Raw genomic sequence first — 17,664 nt, 5'->3', positions numbered from 1 at the left:
CGAACCACTCGGATAACAAATAAAAACAATATTATAGCCGAAAAACCAAAAGGCCGTCTGAAACTTCAGACGGCCTTTGAATAAAGCTTGCTTAGTGATCCAAACTATCGGTTTCAACCTTAACCGCTTTATCGGTTTTATCCTCCGGCAAAACCAAGTTCAACAATACCGCCATAATACCGCCGGCGGAAATTGAGTTTTGGAACAATACCGGCAGGTTTTTGAACACTTCCGGCTCAAACGCCACGCCCAAACCTAAACCGACAGAAGTCGCCGCGATAACCGCTTCACGACGGCGAATACCGTGGCTGACTAAAATCCGCACACCGGCAATCGCAATCAGTCCAAACATCAATACCATCGCGCCACCCAAAACCGGACTTGGAATCGTGGTAAACGCGCGGCCGATAACAGGGAACAAGCCCAACAATACCAAAATTGCCGCAATATATTTGCCGACATGACGCGAAGCCACGCCGGTCATTTGAATCACGCCGTTATTTTGCGCAAAAGTAGTCAAAGGCAAAGAGCCCAACGCAGTCGCAATTACAGAAACCAAACCATCTGCCAATACGCCGCCGCGCAGACGTTTGGTGTATTCCTCACCCTCAATCGGCTGCTCGGAGACCATCGCAGTCGCCGTCAAATCGCCAACTGCTTCAAATACGCTCAACAAGAAAATCGCACCGGCAACGATAAACGCGTGCCAATCAAATGCGAAACCATATTTAAACGGAACAGGCAGGGTAATCAGCGGCAGGTTTTGCAGGGCGGAAAAATCCACTTTACCCAAAAACAGCGCAACAATATAACCGACAATCAAACCCACCGCGATGCCGCTCATGCGCAACAAAGGATTTTTCAAGCAATTGAAAACCAATACAATCAGCAACACCAGCGATGCCAGACCTAAGTTTTCCATCGAGCCGAACGTACCGTCTGCTTTCGCACCGAAGCCGCCGCCGAAATCGGTAATACCGACATGCACCAAGCTCAGGCCAATCAGCATGACGACCACGCCGCTTACAGTCGGCGTAATCACTTTTTTCAAATAAGGCAAAAGCCAAGCGGAGAAGCACACCAAAAACGCGCCGACAAAGGACACGCCCAAGAGCGTTGAAATCATCACATCTTCAGTCAAGCCGCCCTCTTTCATACCGGTACCGAGCGCAATCATCACGGTAACAAAAGAGAAGTTAACCGACTGAATCGACAACATACCCGAACCGACCGGCCCGAAACGGTTGACCTGCAAATAAGTACCGACACCGGAAGCCACCATCGCCATCGACACCAAATAAGCCGTCATTTCAACCGGCAGCTCCAACGCCCCGCCAACAATCAGTGCCGGAGTAATCATCGGAACAAAAATCGCCAGAAGGTGCGTAACCGCACTTAACAACGCATTACCAAACGGCGGCTTATCTTCCAAACCATAAACTAAATCAAGCGATTCCGCTTGTTTTTCAGTCATTCCGGCCATGTTGAACCTTCTCTCAAGAATCGTTAAAAAATATTAAGATGCATATTTTAACCAATTTGAAATGTATCAGCAAATTCAAAACCATCAGGCCGTCTGAAAATTCCGCCCAACCGTTTTCAGACGGCCTCAAACCGCCTTAACACATTTTAATTCTTGACATCATTTTTCCATCTCAAAACAAACAAACCAATGATTTAAAAATGTATTATTCATTAAGATAATGACAAGTCACCATTAAACAGCAAAGCCTCATAGCGGATATGTTTCACACAAACAACAAAGTAAGCTACAATCCACTGCATAATTCACCCACACCATAAAATTAAAGGTTTCCGTATGTTAAAAGGCAGTCTGGTTGCCCTGATTACTCCGATGAATCAAGACGGCAGCATCAACTACGAACAACTTCATGACTTAATCGACTGGCACATTGAAAACGGCACCGACGGCATCGTCGCAGTCGGCACCACCGGCGAGTCAGCCACCCTGCCTGTCGAAGAACATTTGGCCGTTATTGAAGCCACCGTCAAACACGTCAACAAGCGCATTCCCGTTATCGCCGGTACAGGCGCCAACAATACTGTCGAAGCCATTGCACTTTCCAAAGCCGCTGAGCAAGCCGGTGCGGACTACACCTTATCTGTTGTTCCCTACTACAACAAACCTTCGCAAGAAGGCATTTACCAACATTTCAAAGCCATCGCCGAAGCCACTTCGATTCCGATGATTATTTATAATGTTCCCGGCCGTACCGTCGTCAGCATGAGCAACGACACTATTTTGCGTTTGGCCGAGATTCCGAATATCGTCGGTGTGAAAGAAGCCAGCGGCAATATCGGTAACAACATCGAATTGATCAACAGCGTTCCTGAAGGTTTTGCCGTTTTATCCGGCGATGACCCTACCGGCCTGCCTTTCATGCTGTGTGGCGGTCATGGCGTGGTAACCGTTGCAGCCAACGTTGCACCGAAACTCTTTGCCGACATGTGCCGAGCCGCCCTTGAGGGCGATATTGCGACCGCCCGTCGTCTAAACGAGCAACTTATCCCAATTTATAACACCATGTTCTGCGAGCCCAGCCCGGCCGCGCCTAAATGGGGCCTGAGCTTATTGGGCAAATGCGAACCCCATGTTCGTCTGCCTTTGGTAGCACTGACCGAAGCCGGTCAAGCCAAAGTCCGAGCCGCTCTGGAAAAATCAGGACAAATCTGATCCGGAAATAAGGCCGTCTGAATCCCAAACACCCTTTTCAGACGGCCTCCCTGTTAAGAACTTCATCCACAGGAAAACAAGATGACCTATATCAAACCCATCGTAGTAGCCCTCGCCCTGATTAGCATGACTGCCTGTTCCGGCAGCAAAAAAGAACAACCCAAACTCGACTATCAAAGTCAATCACACCGCTTGGTCAAACTGGAAGTACCACCTGATTTGAACAACCCAGACCAAGGCAACCTCTATCAATTACCGGCAGGCAGCGGCGCCGTCCGCGCCAGCGACTTCAACAAACGCCGCACTCAAGCCGTACAACAACCTGCCAATGCAGAAGTTTTGAAATCCGTTAAAGGCGTACGCCTTGAGCGTGACGGCAACCAACGCTGGTTGGTTGTCGATGGCAAATCGCCTCGCGAAATTTGGCCGTTGCTGAAAGTGTTCTGGCAAGAAAACGGTTTCGACATCAAATCTGAAGAACCGGCCATCGGCCAAATGGAAACCGAGTGGGCTGAAAACCGAGCCAAAATCCCTCAAGACAGCCTGCGCCGCCTGTTGGACAAAGTCGGCTTGGGCGGTATCTACTCTACCAGCGAACGCGACAAATTCATCATCCGCATCGAACAAGGTAAAAACGGTTCGACCGACATCTTCTTCGCCCACAAAGGCATGAAAGAAGTTTATGCCGACCGTAAAAAAGACACTACGATGTGGCAGCCGGGGGAAAATGACCCTAACCTCGAAGCCGCATTCCTCGCCCGCTTTATGCAATACTTGGGCGTTGACGGTCAGCAAGCCGAACAGGCTCTGACCCAAAGCGTTGCCACCCGCAGCAATGCATCTGAATTGGCGCGTATGGACAACGGCACCCTGCTGCTGGCTGGCGATTACGGCCGCAACTGGCGCCGTACCGCCCTTGCGCTTGAGCGCATCGGCCTGACTGTTATCGGTCAAAATGCCGAACGCCGCGCCTTCTTGGTTCAACAAGCGCCAACCGAAGGCGAAGCAGTTGCCAATAAAAAACCAGGCCTGTTCAAACGCGTATTTGGCAAAGGCAAAGCAGAAGCGCCAAAAACTTATCCTGAAATTATCGTGTATGTTGAGCCTATCAACAATGGCGCACGCCTCCATCTGTTGAATAAAGACGGCAGCCCATACAAAGGCAGCGATGCCTCCACATTGTTGAGCCGCCTGCACACAGAATTGCGTTAATCCGTTATTCGACTTAAGGCCGTCTGAAATATTCAGACGGCCTTTTTAACGAATACGGCATGGTTTCAAATTCCCAATCTGACGTTATAATCAGAACATTTTTCCCCCTCCCCCAAGCTGCCATGACCCGACAAAAAGCCTATCTGCTCCTGACCGCCCTGTTTACCCTGATGTTTATCGTACTGATTCTGTTGGGCGCTTATCTTCTGAGCATTCACAGCAAACAATTTGCCGTTGCCGCCTTTCTGTTTGCCTTTGCCGCCGTTTTTGCCCAAATCGGCAGCCTTGCCCTTTACATCCGCCACAAAGCACGCGCACAAATGGCTCGTATGCAGCAAACCGAAAACCATTAAGGAAAAACCATGTTTGAAAAAATCGTCCTTGCCAGTGGCAACTCAGGCAAACTCAAAGAATTTTCCCGCCTCTTTGCCGACTTAAACATCGAAGTCCTGCCGCAATCGCAGTTCAATACGCCCGAATGCCCTGAGCCGTACCATACCTTTGTTGAAAATGCCCTGGCTAAAGCACGCCATGCCGCCAAATACAGCGGCTTACCGGCACTTGCTGACGACTCCGGCATTTGCACCAACGCCTTAAACGGCGCACCCGGCATTTTCTCCGCACGTTATGCAGGCGAAAACCCCAAATCCGATGCCGCAAACAACGCCAAACTATCTGCCGATCTTGCCGATAAAGACGACAAAAGCTGCTACTACGTCTGCGTACTCGTCCTTGTCCGCCACGAAAACGACCCGCAGCCCATCATCGCCGAAGGCATCTGGCGCGGACAATGGCAGGCAGAAGCAGCCGGCACAAACGGCTTCGGCTACGACCCACATTTCTATCTGGCCGAACACGGTTGCACCGCCGCCGAGCTTGACCCTGAAATCAAAAATGCCGAAAGCCACCGCGCCCAAGCATTGCGTGAATTGTTAAGAAAAATCGAATCCTTATAAATCGATAACAGACCGTCTGAAACCTTCAGACGGCCTACCTCACATTCATTCCCATGCCCAAACCCTCGCCTGAAGAATTGGCAGCCTTTGCAAAACACGTTGCTGCCTTCATCCCAACCACACCTGACGAACTTCTGCAACTCATTGACAGTCAAGAAGCTGCTATCGTCTTTCTAGGCAAACCAAGCTGTTCATACTGTCGCCGTTTTGTTGCAAAACTATTTACCGTTTCCATAAACAAGCAACTTACCATCCACTTTACTGACAGCAGCAATAAAGCAGCTTTAAAAACTTTTCGTGAACAATACGGCATCAAAACTGTTCCCGCATTACTCAACATCTCACAAGGCAAAATAAAATTTGTCTGCAATTCCAAATTATCAGAAGAAGAAATTGAAGCTTTTTTGAGCGCTTAGACTTCGCATATTTCCTACTGATAACTTTCCCCGCCGACATTTCAGTTAAAATAACAGCCTAAAAATTTCAGACGGCCTTGAGCCTCAACACATACCATGACCCAAATCACTTTCCAACGCCCCGGCCAGCTAACCGCCCTGCCTCCTTTATCACTCTATATCCACATCCCGTGGTGCATCAAAAAATGTCCATATTGCGACTTTAATTCCCACAGCCTGAAAAACGGCCTGCCGGAAGAAGCCTATATCGATGCCCTATTAACCGACTTGCAGCTTGAGTTGCCCAATATTTGGGGCAGACCGGTAGAAACGATATTCTTCGGCGGCGGCACCCCCAGCCTATTTCAAGCGAAATCAATTGACCGTTTGTTAAGCGGCGTGCGCTCGCTGTTGCGTTTACAACCCGAAGCGGAAATTACTTTGGAAGCCAATCCTGGCACATTTGAAATTGAGAAGTTTCAGGGATTTAAAGACGCGGGCATTACGCGCCTGTCTATCGGCGTACAGAGTTTTAACGATGATATGCTTGCTCGATTGGGACGCGTTCACAATGGTAAAGAAGCCCTGACAGCCATTGATACTGCATTGAAATTATTTGATAGAGTCAATATCGATTTGATGTATGCCCTGCCAAACCAAACGGTTCAGACGGCCTTAAACGATGTGCAAACCGCTATTGCAACAGGCGTATCTCATATCAGCGCATATCATCTGACCATGGAGCCGAACACGCCTTTTGGTCATACGCCGCCAAAAGGATTGCCGCAAGATGAAGCAGCATTGGATATTGAAGATGCCGTACATAGCGAATTGGAAGGAGCAGGCTTTATTCACTACGAAACATCGGCTTTTGCAAAACCTGCCATGCAGTGCCGCCATAATTTGAACTACTGGCAGTTCGGCGATTACTTGGGTATAGGCGCGGGCGCACACGGTAAAATTTCCTATCCCGACCGTATCGAGCGAACTGTCCGCCGTCGTCATCCCAACGACTATCTTGCCGCCATGCAGAGCAATCCGCATGAAGCCGTTGAACGTAAAACCGTTGCTGTCGAAGACCTTCCATTCGAATTCATGATGAACGCCCTACGCCTAACCGACGGCGTACCTGCCGTAATGCTGCAAGAACGTACCGGCGTACCCACTGCAAAAATCATGGCACAAATCGAAACCGCCAGACAAAAAGGCCTGCTTGAATCAGACCCGACCGTGTTCCGACCGACCGAACAAGGCCGTTTGTTCTTAAACGATTTGTTACAGTGTTTTTTATAAGTGCTTTTTTACAACAGTTGAAACATTTTTAGATTTGCTTAATTTACGACAAGAAAATACAATCAGGATAATTGTTGGGAGTGAACAATCCCAACGATTATCTACTACTTTTAATCCTACGTTAAGGACAAAACAATGAAAAAAGCTCTGGTAACACTGATTGCTCTTTCCCTGCCTACATTTGCATTGGCTGATGCAACCAAAGGTTTTTATGTTCAGGCTGATGCTGGTCATGCTACTGTAAAAGCAAAATATGATGATGTAAGTGAATCGGTTAAAGGCTTTAGCCCACGTATCTCTGCCGGTTACGATTTCGGCGATTTCCGTGTTGCTGCTGATTATACCCACTATAAATCTTTTAAATCAGATTCTGAAACTCCAACTACCACTGACAAAGAGAAAGTTAAATTCCAAAGTGTTGGTGTGTCGGCAATTTACGATTTTGACATCAACTCACCTGTCAAACCCTATGTCGGAGCACGCTTAGGAATTAACCGTGTATCTTCAGATGAGAGTTCAACCAGCAAAGTAAGCAACTCTTATTTCGAAGAAAGCTATCGCAAAACTCAAGCTGGTATTGGGGTATTGGCTGGTGTAAGCTACGAAGTAACTCCTAACGTTGCTTTGGACGCTGGCTACCGCTACAACTACTGGGGCAAATTTGAAGAGACCAAAGTACACTCTCACGAAGTATCTGCCGGTGTACGCGTAAAATTCTAATATTTGAATCCTTGGCATGAAGCAGCGATTGCTTCAAGCATTAAGTAAAAAAAGGTCGTCTGAAACCTGTTTCTCAGGATTTCAGACGGCCTTTTAACTTCTTTAAATATGTCTAACTTTTTGCTGCTTTAACTTTTTCTGCAAACCACAGCGCCGCAGCCGTACCTGCCATATCGGCAATACCGTCCGCGATCGAACCTTGGCGCGTAGCAGTCAGAAGTGCCTGCGCCAGCTCACTTCCTACTGCAAACAATAAAGCAGCAAACAGAATGCCTTTATAGGGAATAGTCCTATTGTCTTGAATAAATATTTTTGCGCACAGCCATGCCTGTCCGAAAAACAGTCCGAAATGGCCGACTTTATCAAAATGGGGAAATGGTGGAGCGCTATTGCCGCCCTCTTTGAAAAGCAAGGCATAAATGGCGGCGGCAAACCAAATCAAGGCAGCGGCAGTGAATTTGTTTAATGGTAAGGCTTTCATTTGTCGGCCTCTTCATCCAACCATGTTTGGCAGATATCTGCCAAGCGGACAAATTTCCCACCCCGCGTCTTCAAAATATCACGCCATTGTGCCACTTCTTCTGCATCCGGGGCATCTTCAATACTGCATTCGTAAAGGCAGAAGTCTAATGTTTCGCCAACAATGCCTGGGGCTTCGGTCTGCATCAGACTGGTCAGTTCGTTCATATTTACTGTTTCTTTGATTGGTTATCGCTAGCCAGACCGCGCCGTCTATTTTCAGGCCGTCTGAACATGATGTGCAAGACTAACCCGTTTGATTCGGGTACGCTTACTTACTGTGCAAAAAACGTGTTGCTTCTTCCCATTCGCCATTCAACACGGCCGGCAATCCTTGCAGGGATTTAGCGATGGAATCATCAATTTGCTGTCTGTGTTCCGCTGACGGTTTATTCAACACATAACCGACAACCAGATTACGGTCGCCCGGATGATCAATACCCAAGCGCAGGCGGTAGAAATTAGGCGTACCCAAACGAGCCTGAATGTCTTTAAGGCCGTTATGTCCGCCGTTGCCGCCGCCAAGTTTGAATTTGATACGGCCGCATGGAATATCCAGCTCGTCATGAACCACCAAGATTTCTTCCGGCTTGATTTTGTAAAACTGAGCCAAAGCGGCAACAGCCTGACCGGAGCGGTTCATAAAAGTCATGGGTTTGAGCAGCCAAACATCGCCATCAGGCATAGTGGCGCGCGCTACTTCGCCGTAAAATTTCTTTTCGTCTTTAAAATTAACTTTCCATTTCCATGCCAGTTCGTCCAACAGCCAAAAGCCGACATTGTGGCGCGTTTGTTCGTATTCTTGGCCTGGATTGCCCAAACCGACGATTAATTTAATTTTCAAGCTCATTACTGTTCTTTCAGTTTGACAGGCCGTCTGAAAAAGTTTCAGACGGCCTTCGATTTATTCTTGCCCGGCACGTTTACGTCGCGCTTCTTTCGGATCAATCAACAATGGACGGTAAACCTCAATCCGATCGCCATCGCGCAAAACAGTCTTGTCTTTTACTGCCTTGCCGAAAATACCCAAAGGCGCTTGCTGTAAATCCAACTCTGGGAACTCCACCTCCAAACCGCTTTGCAGGGCAGCTTCGCGTACGGTTGTACCTTCGGTAACGGTCATACTCTTCAACACTTGCCTATCGGCCAGTCCGTAAACAATTTCAATCTCAAGCATAGCGGCGGTCGGCCTCTTTAATAAAAGCATCCACCAGCGTGCCGGCAAGATGGCCGAACACTGGGGAAATCATGGCAGAGAGTACGGCATTGGAAAAATCGTATTCTAATCTGAATTCGACTTTGCACATATCATCGCCCAAGTCGATAAATTTCCAAGTGCCGCGTAGGGTTTTAAACGGCCCTTCGAGCAAATCCATGCGGATTTCCTGCCCCGGGATATTGTGGTTGTGCGTTGCAAACGACTGCTTGACACGCATATAGTCCATAAACAAGCGCGCTTTTAGCTCATTGCCTTTGCGTTCGATGACTTCGGTCTTGCTGTACCACGGCAAAAATTTTGGATAGTCCTCAACTTTGTCCACCAGCTCAAACATTTCCTTAGCGCTATGCAGCACCAATACGTTTTTCTCGACTTTTTTCATGTTGGTTGTAGACCTTGTTTTTGAATATTCGGGGTTCAGACGGCATGATTTAGAAAAATATCTGCCCTACTCTGGGACAAAATTCCTAATTTAAACCGCTTCGCCATTTTGTTTCGCTTCCAGCCATTCCCAGCGTTCCAGCTTTTCCAAAAGCGACATCTCGATTTCTTCAGCACGGCTTTGCAGTGCACCTGCTTTTTCGTAATCTTTGAAAATTTCAGGATCGGAAAGCTGGATATTGATTTCAGCTTGTTCGGTTTCCAAAGCGGCGATTTCATCAGGCAGGGCGTCGAGTTCGCGTTGTTCTTTGTAGGAAAGTTTTACCGTGCGGTTGGCTTTGGGTTTGACTTTTTCAGGCTCGGCAACCGCTTTAGGAGCAGAGGCCGTCTGAATTTTATCTTCCCGCGATTTTGCGTCGATATAGTCCTGATAGCCGCCGATATATTCTTTCAGACGGCCTTTTCCTTCAAAAACAATGCTTTGGGTAATCACATTATCCAAGAACATACGGTCATGCGAGACAAGGAATACCGTGCCTTGATAATCACGCAGCAAATCTTCGAGCAGCTCTTGGGTGTCGATGTCCAAGTCATTGGTCGGTTCGTCCAAGACCAAAATATTAGCAGGACGGGTAAAGAGTTTTGCCAACAGGAGGCGGTTGCGTTCGCCGCCGGAGAGCGATGAAACGGGACTTTGTGCGCGGGCTGGATGGAACAGGAAATCTTCCAAATAGCTCATCACATGCTTTTTCTTACCGCCGACTTCAACGTAATCGTTGCCCTGTCCGAGCGTGTAAAACACAGTGTCGTTTTCATTCAAGGCGCTGCGGAACTGGTCAAAATAAGCAACTTCCTGCTTACTACCGATACGGATTCTGCCGTAGGTCGGCTGCAATTCGCCCAAAATCAGCTTGAGGAAGGTGGTTTTACCGATACCGTTTGGACCGATTAAGCCGATTTTGTCGCCGCGCTGCAAAATGGCGGAGAATTTGTCCATGATGACTTTGTCGCCATAGGCAAACGAAGCGTGTTCCAGCTCGGCGATGATTTTGCCGCTTTTCTCGCCACTGTCGAGCTTGAAGTTGACTTGTCCCTGCACATTGCGGCGTTCGGCGCGCTGGCGGCGCAGCTCTTCCAAACGGCGCACGCGACCTTCATTACGGGTACGGCGCGCTTCGATGCCTTTGCGTATCCATGCTTCTTCCTGAGCATGAAATTTGTCAAACAGGCGGTTGTGTTCTGCTTCGACTACCAACTCTTGCGCTTTTTTCTCGCTGTATTTGGAGAATGAGCCGGAATAGGAGCGCAGAATGCCGCGGTCTAATTCGACGATGCGCGTGGCGATATTATCCAAAAAACGGCGGTCGTGGGTAATCACGACCAAGCTGCCTTCAAATGCTTTGAGCAGGTTTTCTAACCAAATAATCGCGTCGATGTCCAAATGGTTGGTCGGTTCGTCCAGTAGCAATACGTCGGGCTTTTGCACCCAAGCCTGCGCTAAAGCGACGCGCTTTTTCTGACCGCCGGAAAGGTTGCCGATTTTTTCGTTTTCCGGCAAACCGAGTTCCCCCAAAGTCTGCTTGACTGCCGCATCCAGTTTCCAGCCGTCCTTCGCTTCGATTTCAAGTTGCAATTCGTTGAGCTCTTTCAACAAAGCCTCACTCGAACCATTTTCCAACTCATGGCTGACATGATGATAACGGCGCAATAAATCACGAATTTCGCCCAAACCTTCGGCAACGGTATCAAATACGGTTGCGTCCTTATCAAAAAAGGATTCCTGCGGTACATAAACGATTTTGAGATTATTTTGAACAATAATCTGCCCGTCATCGAGCTTTTGTACGCCTGCAAGGATTTTTAAAAACGAAGACTTACCCGCACCGTTGCGGCCGATTAAACCGATTTTCTCGCCGCTGTCTAGTTGAAAAGAAGTTTTGTCGAGCAAGGCGACGTGGCCGACGGCAAAAGAAGCATTTTCTACGGATAAGATATTCATGGGGAAACTTCAAAAAAGAAAAGGGGGATATTTTAACCGATTATCGGCAGATATTTGCCGACAATCATATGAAATTGAAAGTATCAGGCCGTCTGAAAGCGGTTTTCAGACGGCCTTCATTATTATTCTTGAACCTTCAAACCGAAATGCAGATAGGCTCGTTCGGTTGCTACGCGTCCGCGCGGTGTACGCTGTAAAAAGCCCTGCTGAATCAGATATGGTTCAATCACATCTTCGATGGTATCGGTCGATTCGCCAATCGCAGCGGCCACGTTTTCCAAACCGACAGGACCGCCGCTGAATTTGTGCAGAATCGCCTCAAGGAATTTTCTGTCCATCACATCCAAACCTTGCCCGTCCACATCCAGCATACTCAAGGCAGCATCGGCAATTTCCGCATCAATGATGCCATTGTTTTTCACATCGGCATAATCGCGTACACGTCGCAAAAGACGGTTGGCAATACGCGGCGTACCACGGCTGCGCTTGGCCACTTCCATCGCACCCTCTTCGCCCATATCCAACTGCAATAGTTGAGCAGAACGGGCAACAATAGTCGCCAGGTCTTTGTTTTGATAAAACTCCAATCGGGACACGATACCGAAACGGTCGCGCAAAGGATTGGTTAGCATACCAGCGCGGGTCGTCGCGCCTACCAATGTAAACGGCGGCAAATCGATTTTGACCGAACGCGCGGCCGGTCCTTCGCCTATCATGATGTCCAACTGATAATCTTCAAGCGCAGGATAAAGGATTTCTTCAACCACTGGGCTTAAACGGTGGATTTCATCGATAAACAGCACATCATGCGGCTCGAGATTAGTCAACAAGGCTGCAAGGTCGCCAGCACGTTCCAAAACCGGGCCGCTGGTTTGGCGCAAATTAACGCCTAACTCTTTGGCGATAATATGCGCCAAAGTAGTTTTACCCAAACCCGGAGGGCCAAACAGCAAAGTGTGGTCAAGCGCTTCGCCACGTTTTTTCGCCGCCTGAATAAAAATGGCCAACTGCTCTTTTGCTTTATCCTGTCCGATATAGTCGTCTAAAGTTTTCGGACGTAAAGCGCGTTCAAGCAATTCTTCCTGAGCGGAAATATTTTGAGCAGTGATAATGCGCTGAGGTTGTGCAGAAGTAAGATTATCGGTTTGTAACATAATGTTTCTAAATTCGAAGATCATTCCCGACCCCTTGTTTCAGACGGCCCGAACAATCAGATAAAGCGGTTAAATTATGATTTTGGCCATTATACCCGATAAGGCCGAGCCACTTTTCCCTCAAATTTAAATCACACAAAAATTTTCGTTTTCAGACGGCCAAAGCAACGTATAATAACCGGTTAATTCAAATAACTATCGCATTCAGGAGAACACATGAGCCTCAAGCAAAAAGTCATTGCCATCGACGGCCCCAGCGCATCCGGTAAAGGGACGGTTGCCTCACGCGTAGCCGAAGCCTTGGGTTTTCTTTACCTCGACTCCGGTGCGCTTTACCGCCTGACTGCGCTTTACGCACAAAAACAAAATGTTGCCTGGACAGATGAAGATGCCGTCAGCACACTGGCAGAAACTTTGCCCGCACAATTTGAAGGCAGCGCCGTATTATTAAACGGCGAAGATGTATCCGAGCAAATCCGCACCGAAGCAATCGGCATGGGCGCATCTGCTGTCGCGCAGTTGCCTAAAGTGCGTGCCGCCCTTTTACAACGCCAACGCGACTTCCTGACCGAAAAAGGTTTGGTCGCCGACGGCCGCGATATCGGCTCGGTTATTTTCCCTGATGCCGCATTAAAAATTTTCCTGACAGCAAGTGCCAATGTCCGCGCCCAACGTCGTGCCAAACAACTCGGTATCCCATGCGAAGGCGTTGCATTCGAGCGCATTTTGTCGGACATTGAAGCGCGCGACGAAGCAGACCGCCGCCGCCCTGTTGCTCCGTTGAAACAACTGCCCGACGCCCTGCTTTTAGATACCGATAACCTTTCTATCGAAGAAGCTGTAAAAAAAGTGCTTGATTGGTATCATAAAGTTTAAAATTTGGAGTATAATCGCGAAGTTTTCATTTCAGGCGGCCTGTTAATCCTATAACAAGGCCGTCTGAAAACATTTCCCAACCTGCCGCGCCAAGGACGGCAGGTCATTTCAAACCTAACCCACACCCCTTGGCGGTGTACCGAAAAGAGTATATATGACTATGGAAAATTTTGCCCAGCTGCTGGAAGAAAGCTTTACCCTGCAAGAGATGAACCCAGGTGAAGTGATTACTGCCGAAGTAGTCGGCATCGATCAAAACTTCGTTACTGTTAACGCAGGTCTGAAATCAGAATCTCTGATTGATGTTGCTGAATTCAAAAACGCTCAGGGCGAGATTGAAGTTAAAGTTGGCGATTTCGTTACCGTTACCATCGAATCTGTTGAAAACGGCTTCGGCGAAACCAAACTGTCCCGCGAAAAAGCCAAACGCGCTGCCGACTGGATCGCTTTGGAAGAAGCTATGGAAAACGGCGACATCCTGTCCGGCGTTATCAATGGCAAAGTCAAAGGTGGTCTGACTGTTATGATCAACAGCATCCGCGCATTCCTGCCGGGTTCTTTGGTTGATGTACGTCCTGTAAAAGACACTTCTCACTTCGAAGGCAAAGAAATTGAATTCAAAGTGATTAAACTGGACAAAAAACGCAACAACGTTGTTGTGTCCCGCCGCGCTGTTCTGGAAGCTACTTTGGGCGAAGAACGCAAAGCCTTGCTGGAAAACCTGCAAGAAGGTTCAGTTATCAAAGGTATCGTTAAAAACATCACCGATTACGGTGCATTCGTTGACTTGGGCGGCATCGACGGCCTGTTGCACATCACCGACTTGGCATGGCGCCGTGTGAAACACCCAAGCGAAGTTTTGGAAGTTGGTCAAGAAGTAGAAGCCAAAGTCCTGAAATTCGACCAAGACAAACAACGCGTTTCTCTGGGTATGAAACAACTGGGCGAAGATCCTTGGAGCGGCCTGACCCGTCGTTACCCACAAGGTACCCGCCTGTTCGGTAAAGTATCCAACCTGACCGACTACGGTGCATTCGTTGAAATCGAACAAGGCATCGAAGGTTTGGTACACGTTTCCGAAATGGATTGGACCAACAAAAACGTACACCCAAGCAAAGTCGTACAATTGGGCGACGAAGTTGAAGTAATGATCCTGGAAATCGACGAAGACCGCCGCCGTATCTCTTTGGGTATGAAACAATGCCAAGCCAATCCTTGGGAAGAATTTGCCGCCAACCACAACAAAGGCGACAAAATCTCCGGTGCGGTTAAATCTATCACTGACTTCGGCGTATTCGTAGGTCTGCCTGGCGGCATCGACGGTCTGGTTCACTTGTCTGACCTGTCTTGGACTGAGGCTGGCGAAGAGGCTGTACGCAAATACAAAAAAGGCGAAGAAGTTGAAGCCGTTGTATTGGCCATCGACGTTGAAAAAGAACGCATCTCTTTGGGTATCAAACAACTGGAAGGTGATCCGTTCGGCAACTTCATCAGCGTAAACGACAAAGGTTCTTTGGTTAAAGGTTCTGTGAAATCTGTTGACGCCAAAGGTGCCGTAGTTGCTCTGTCTGAAGAAGTTGAAGGCTACCTGCCTGCTTCTGAATTCGCCGCTGACCGCGTTGAAGACCTGACTACCAAACTGAAAGAAGGCGACGAAGTTGAAGCCGTTATCGTTACCGTTGACCGCAAAAACCGTAGCATCCGTCTGTCTATTAAAGCGAAAGACGCTAAAGAAAACCGCGAAGCGCTGAATTCAGTTAACGCCGCTGCAACTGCCAATGCCGGTACTACCAGCCTGGGCGACTTGCTGAAAGCCAAACTGTCCGGCGACCAAGAATAAGGTTGCAGACATGACGAAGTCTGAATTGATGGTTCGCCTCGCAGAAGTGTTTGCCGAAAAAAATGGCAACCAACTGCTGGCTAAAGATGTCGAATACAGTGTAAAAGTCTTGGTTGATACCATGACCCGCTCACTGGCTCGTGGACAACGTATCGAAATCCGTGGCTTCGGCAGCTTCGACTTGAACCACCGCCCTGCCCGTATCGGGCGCAACCCGAAAACCGGAGAACGCGTGGAAGTGCCAGAAAAGCATGTTCCTCACTTCAAACCGGGTAAAGAGTTGCGTGAGCGTGTAGACTTGGCATTGCAAGAAAGTGCTCATTAATACTTAGTAGCAAAACGCCGCAGAAATGCGGCGTTTTTTTGTTTTCTCAAGAAATACCAAAGCCAGCTCTTTTCATGCATACCTTAATTACACACTATTTCAATTATATTTACTACAATGCTTTTGCAAAAAACGCAGGCCGTCTGAAATCATTTATAATAGACCGACTATTCTGTAATGAAAACATCATTCCAACTACTGTCCAAACTATTGCGGATGATGTTTCAACTATCGCCAGTAAAGCATAATAAAGGTTACACATGAGCAATAGAGACCAACTATTCACACCACCTCCATTTGAAAACCACAGCCCATTGACTTGGTATCAAGCTGCAGCCGAGCAGCCCAACTTCATCCGCGACGAAGCCCAAGCGCGAGCCATTGAATATTTGGATCGTTTGTGGACCGAGCTGATGATGTTCAAACGCAAACGCAACCGTTTTCTCGGCCGTAGCTTGCGTTCCCCCCAAGTACCTAAAGGACTCTATTTTTATGGCGGTGTAGGACGCGGCAAAAGTTTTTTGATGGATGCTTTTTTCGGCTGCCTCCCTTATCGTCGTAAGCGTCGCGTGCATTTCCATGCCTTCATGGCCGAAATCCATCAACGCCTTAAAGTCTTGAAAAGCGAAGCCAATCCCTTAAAAGCCGTTGCAACAGAAATTGCCAAAGAAACACGAGTTTTGTGTTTTGACGAGTTTCACGTCAGTGATATTGCCGATGCCATGATTCTAGGCCGTTTGCTGGAAAACCTGTTGAGTGAAGGTGTAGTCTTGGTAGCCACTTCCAACTACGCCCCATCCGAACTCTATCCTCAAGGCCAAAACCGCAGCAGCTTTCTCCCAACCATCGCCCTTATCGAGTCCAACCTGACCGTTTTAAATGTGGATGGCGGCGAAGATTACCGCTTGCGTACCTTGCGTCCTGCCGAAATTTTCTTTGTTCCTAATAATGAAGAGAACGAGCAAAAACTGGCTGCTTTATTTAAGGAAATGAGTGGAATCTCTGAATTAAACCCAGGCATCAGCATTATTCATGGACGGGAAATTCCCCATAAAGCCCAGTCAGAACGTGCCATCTGGTTTGATTTCCGCGCATTATGTTTTGGCCCACGCTCACAGGCTGACTATCTGTATTTAGCCGAACATTACGAGATGGTTTTCCTTTCAGGATTAGAACGCCTAACCCCTCAAGAAAAAGCAGAAGCACGCCGTCTGACATGGTTAATTGACGTTTTATATGATTTCCGTGTGAAATTGTGCGCCACCAGTGCAGTTGGCGTAAACGATATTTATGTCGAAGGCGATTTCGCCGAGGAATTTACCCGTACAGCCAGCCGTATGATCGAAATGCAATCCGAAGTCTATTTGGAACAACCACACCTGACTTTAAGCAAATAATGCCTTTCCCAAAAAGAGGCGAAATTTGGTAGAATACACTTCCCTCGCCTCTTGGCTACGGCAACTTACCTATTAATAAAAACAAGGACATAACATGGCCATCGAACGTACGATTTCCATCATCAAACCCGATGCAGTAGAAAAAAACGTCATCGGCAAGATTTACAGCCGCTTTGAGGAAAACGGCTTGCGCATTATTGCGGCGAAAATGAAACATCTGTCTGAGCGTGAAGCAAAAGAGTTTTATGCCGTACATAAAGATCGCCCTTTTTATGAAGACTTGGTTAAATTCATGACTCGCAATCCTGTCATGATTCAAGTATTGGAAGGTGAGAACGCCGTTGCCAAAAATCGCGAATTGATGGGCGCAACCAACCCAGCAGATGCAGCTCCGGGCACAATCCGTGCCGACTTTGCAGAATCTGTCAGTGTTAATGCCGTACATGGTTCTGACAGCGTTGAAAATGCTGCAATTGAAATTGCTTACTTCTTCAGCCAAAGCGAAATCTGCCCACGCTAAGAGTAAAAGCCTGTAGCCGCTTTACGGCCGTCCGATTTATATCGGACGGCAAAACTGCTTTGTATGTCCTACAAATTAAAGGCCGTCTGAAAACCCAAAGGCTTTTAAAGCAAAGCTGCCCAATAAGCCTCTTTGCTTTAAAAGCTTTACTGAGAAACATAAA

At 47.9% G+C, this 17,664-nt stretch carries 19 protein-coding genes and 2 pseudogenes; 13 read left to right on the top strand and 8 right to left on the bottom strand.

What is annotated here, in order from left to right; all coding sequences use genetic code 11:
* Positions 1–91: 91 nt before the first annotated feature.
* Positions 92–1,483, bottom strand: coding sequence for a nucleobase:cation symporter-2 family protein (locus O3682_RS04575; protein ID WP_036490659.1), 1,392 nt, complete (start codon positions 1,481–1,483; stop codon positions 92–94).
* 336 nt (positions 1,484–1,819) lie between these two features.
* Here O3682_RS04575 and dapA point away from each other — a divergent pair, with 336 nt between their 5' ends.
* From dapA to O3682_RS04540, 8 genes and pseudogenes are all read left to right on the top strand, one after another.
* Positions 1,820–2,695, top strand: coding sequence for a 4-hydroxy-tetrahydrodipicolinate synthase (dapA, locus tag O3682_RS04570; protein ID WP_150537426.1), 876 nt, complete (start codon positions 1,820–1,822; stop codon positions 2,693–2,695).
* 81 nt (positions 2,696–2,776) lie between these two features.
* Positions 2,777–3,503 (top strand): annotated as a pseudogene (locus tag O3682_RS11730) (outer membrane protein assembly factor BamC); the annotation flags it as partial.
* Between the two features lie 68 nt (positions 3,504–3,571).
* Positions 3,572–3,907: pseudogene (locus O3682_RS11725) on the top strand (outer membrane protein assembly factor BamC); the annotation flags it as partial.
* A gap of 122 nt (positions 3,908–4,029) precedes the next feature.
* Positions 4,030–4,260 carry an NGO_0222 family membrane protein gene (locus tag O3682_RS04560; RefSeq protein WP_003679018.1) on the top strand — a complete coding sequence of 77 codons (231 nt, stop codon included), beginning with the start codon at positions 4,030–4,032 and terminating at the stop codon, positions 4,258–4,260.
* A 9-nt stretch (positions 4,261–4,269) separates the two neighbouring features.
* Positions 4,270–4,863, top strand: a complete 594-nt coding sequence (gene rdgB / locus O3682_RS04555; RefSeq protein ID WP_371508690.1) for an RdgB/HAM1 family non-canonical purine NTP pyrophosphatase — start codon at positions 4,270–4,272, stop codon at positions 4,861–4,863.
* A 53-nt stretch (positions 4,864–4,916) separates the two neighbouring features.
* Positions 4,917–5,279, top strand: a complete 363-nt coding sequence (locus O3682_RS04550; RefSeq protein ID WP_371508688.1) for a thioredoxin family protein — start codon at positions 4,917–4,919, stop codon at positions 5,277–5,279.
* Positions 5,280–5,375: 96 nt separating this feature from the next.
* Positions 5,376–6,551, top strand: a complete 1,176-nt coding sequence (gene hemW, locus O3682_RS04545) for a radical SAM family heme chaperone HemW (RefSeq protein WP_371508686.1) — start codon at positions 5,376–5,378, stop codon at positions 6,549–6,551.
* 135 nt (positions 6,552–6,686) lie between these two features.
* Positions 6,687–7,271, top strand: coding sequence for an opacity family porin (locus O3682_RS04540; protein WP_371508685.1), 585 nt, complete (start codon positions 6,687–6,689; stop codon positions 7,269–7,271).
* Between the two features lie 112 nt (positions 7,272–7,383).
* Here O3682_RS04540 and O3682_RS04535 read toward each other — a convergent pair whose 3' ends face one another.
* The 7 genes from O3682_RS04535 to ruvB all read right to left on the bottom strand — a co-directional run bounded on the left by O3682_RS04535 (position 7,384) and on the right by ruvB (position 12,543).
* Positions 7,384–7,752: a VanZ family protein gene (locus O3682_RS04535; protein ID WP_371508683.1), complete on the bottom strand. Its 369-nt coding sequence runs from the start codon at positions 7,750–7,752 to the stop codon at positions 7,384–7,386.
* Positions 7,749–7,958 (bottom strand): dioxygenase, encoded by a 210-nt coding sequence (locus O3682_RS04530; protein ID WP_371492189.1) that lies wholly within the window; start codon positions 7,956–7,958, stop codon positions 7,749–7,751. The genes O3682_RS04535 and O3682_RS04530 overlap by 4 nt, the downstream gene beginning before the upstream one ends.
* A 103-nt stretch (positions 7,959–8,061) precedes the next feature.
* Positions 8,062–8,640, bottom strand: a complete 579-nt coding sequence (gene pth, locus O3682_RS04525) for an aminoacyl-tRNA hydrolase (protein ID WP_036490642.1) — start codon at positions 8,638–8,640, stop codon at positions 8,062–8,064.
* A 54-nt stretch (positions 8,641–8,694) separates the two neighbouring features.
* Positions 8,695–8,967 (bottom strand): RnfH family protein, encoded by a 273-nt coding sequence (locus O3682_RS04520; RefSeq protein ID WP_371508682.1) that lies wholly within the window; start codon positions 8,965–8,967, stop codon positions 8,695–8,697.
* Positions 8,960–9,391, bottom strand: a complete 432-nt coding sequence (locus O3682_RS04515) for a type II toxin-antitoxin system RatA family toxin (protein WP_003683270.1) — start codon at positions 9,389–9,391, stop codon at positions 8,960–8,962. Before O3682_RS04515 ends, O3682_RS04520 begins: the two co-directional genes overlap by 8 nt.
* A 90-nt stretch (positions 9,392–9,481) precedes the next feature.
* Positions 9,482–11,389, bottom strand: a complete 1,908-nt coding sequence (locus O3682_RS04510; protein ID WP_371508680.1) for an ATP-binding cassette domain-containing protein — start codon at positions 11,387–11,389, stop codon at positions 9,482–9,484.
* 122 nt (positions 11,390–11,511) lie between these two features.
* Positions 11,512–12,543, bottom strand: a complete 1,032-nt coding sequence (gene ruvB, locus O3682_RS04505) for a Holliday junction branch migration DNA helicase RuvB (protein ID WP_371508679.1) — start codon at positions 12,541–12,543, stop codon at positions 11,512–11,514.
* Positions 12,544–12,759: 216 nt separating this feature from the next.
* Here ruvB and cmk point away from each other — a divergent pair, with 216 nt between their 5' ends.
* The 5 genes from cmk (at position 12,760) to ndk (ending at position 17,501) form a co-directional block, all read left to right on the top strand.
* Entirely contained in the window at positions 12,760–13,419 is a 660-nt protein-coding gene (cmk, locus tag O3682_RS04500) for a (d)CMP kinase (protein WP_049344765.1), read from the top strand.
* Positions 13,420–13,573: 154 nt separating this feature from the next.
* Positions 13,574–15,259, top strand: a complete 1,686-nt coding sequence (gene rpsA / locus O3682_RS04495; RefSeq protein WP_137040863.1) for a 30S ribosomal protein S1 — start codon at positions 13,574–13,576, stop codon at positions 15,257–15,259.
* 10 nt (positions 15,260–15,269) lie between these two features.
* The gene (locus O3682_RS04490; protein ID WP_003678992.1) at positions 15,270–15,584 is read left to right on the top strand and encodes an integration host factor subunit beta; all 315 of its coding nucleotides are present in this window, start codon (positions 15,270–15,272) and stop codon (positions 15,582–15,584) included.
* Positions 15,585–15,844: 260 nt separating this feature from the next.
* Entirely contained in the window at positions 15,845–16,981 is a 1,137-nt protein-coding gene (gene zapE, locus O3682_RS04485; protein WP_049333700.1) for a cell division protein ZapE, read from the top strand.
* 94 nt (positions 16,982–17,075) lie between these two features.
* The gene (gene ndk, locus O3682_RS04480; RefSeq protein ID WP_004519785.1) at positions 17,076–17,501 is read left to right on the top strand and encodes a nucleoside-diphosphate kinase; all 426 of its coding nucleotides are present in this window, start codon (positions 17,076–17,078) and stop codon (positions 17,499–17,501) included.
* Positions 17,502–17,664 lie beyond the last annotated feature (163 nt).

The organism is Neisseria sp. 27098_8_112, assembly GCF_041433235.1.
Taxonomy (GTDB): Bacteria; Pseudomonadota; Gammaproteobacteria; order Burkholderiales; family Neisseriaceae; genus Neisseria.
This window is presented reverse-complemented; position numbering and strand designations above follow the sequence as displayed.

Bases quoted from the DNA above. Each gene is read 5' to 3' on its own strand.
- O3682_RS04575 (WP_036490659.1), bottom strand. From the start codon at position 1,483: ATGGCCGGAATGACTGAAAAACAAGCGGAATCGCTTGATTTAGTTTAT.
- dapA (WP_150537426.1), top strand. From the start codon at position 1,820: ATGTTAAAAGGCAGTCTGGTTGCCCTGATTACTCCGATGAATCAAGAC.
- O3682_RS04560 (WP_003679018.1), top strand. From the start codon at position 4,030: ATGACCCGACAAAAAGCCTATCTGCTCCTGACCGCCCTGTTTACCCTG.
- rdgB (WP_371508690.1), top strand. From the start codon at position 4,270: ATGTTTGAAAAAATCGTCCTTGCCAGTGGCAACTCAGGCAAACTCAAA.
- O3682_RS04550 (WP_371508688.1), top strand. From the start codon at position 4,917: ATGCCCAAACCCTCGCCTGAAGAATTGGCAGCCTTTGCAAAACACGTT.
- hemW (WP_371508686.1), top strand. From the start codon at position 5,376: ATGACCCAAATCACTTTCCAACGCCCCGGCCAGCTAACCGCCCTGCCT.
- O3682_RS04540 (WP_371508685.1), top strand. From the start codon at position 6,687: ATGAAAAAAGCTCTGGTAACACTGATTGCTCTTTCCCTGCCTACATTT.
- O3682_RS04535 (WP_371508683.1), bottom strand. From the start codon at position 7,752: ATGAAAGCCTTACCATTAAACAAATTCACTGCCGCTGCCTTGATTTGG.
- O3682_RS04530 (WP_371492189.1), bottom strand. From the start codon at position 7,958: ATGAACGAACTGACCAGTCTGATGCAGACCGAAGCCCCAGGCATTGTT.
- pth (WP_036490642.1), bottom strand. From the start codon at position 8,640: ATGAGCTTGAAAATTAAATTAATCGTCGGTTTGGGCAATCCAGGCCAA.
- O3682_RS04520 (WP_371508682.1), bottom strand. From the start codon at position 8,967: ATGCTTGAGATTGAAATTGTTTACGGACTGGCCGATAGGCAAGTGTTG.
- O3682_RS04515 (WP_003683270.1), bottom strand. From the start codon at position 9,391: ATGAAAAAAGTCGAGAAAAACGTATTGGTGCTGCATAGCGCTAAGGAA.
- O3682_RS04510 (WP_371508680.1), bottom strand. From the start codon at position 11,389: ATGAATATCTTATCCGTAGAAAATGCTTCTTTTGCCGTCGGCCACGTC.
- ruvB (WP_371508679.1), bottom strand. From the start codon at position 12,543: ATGTTACAAACCGATAATCTTACTTCTGCACAACCTCAGCGCATTATC.
- cmk (WP_049344765.1), top strand. From the start codon at position 12,760: ATGAGCCTCAAGCAAAAAGTCATTGCCATCGACGGCCCCAGCGCATCC.
- rpsA (WP_137040863.1), top strand. From the start codon at position 13,574: ATGACTATGGAAAATTTTGCCCAGCTGCTGGAAGAAAGCTTTACCCTG.
- O3682_RS04490 (WP_003678992.1), top strand. From the start codon at position 15,270: ATGACGAAGTCTGAATTGATGGTTCGCCTCGCAGAAGTGTTTGCCGAA.
- zapE (WP_049333700.1), top strand. From the start codon at position 15,845: ATGAGCAATAGAGACCAACTATTCACACCACCTCCATTTGAAAACCAC.
- ndk (WP_004519785.1), top strand. From the start codon at position 17,076: ATGGCCATCGAACGTACGATTTCCATCATCAAACCCGATGCAGTAGAA.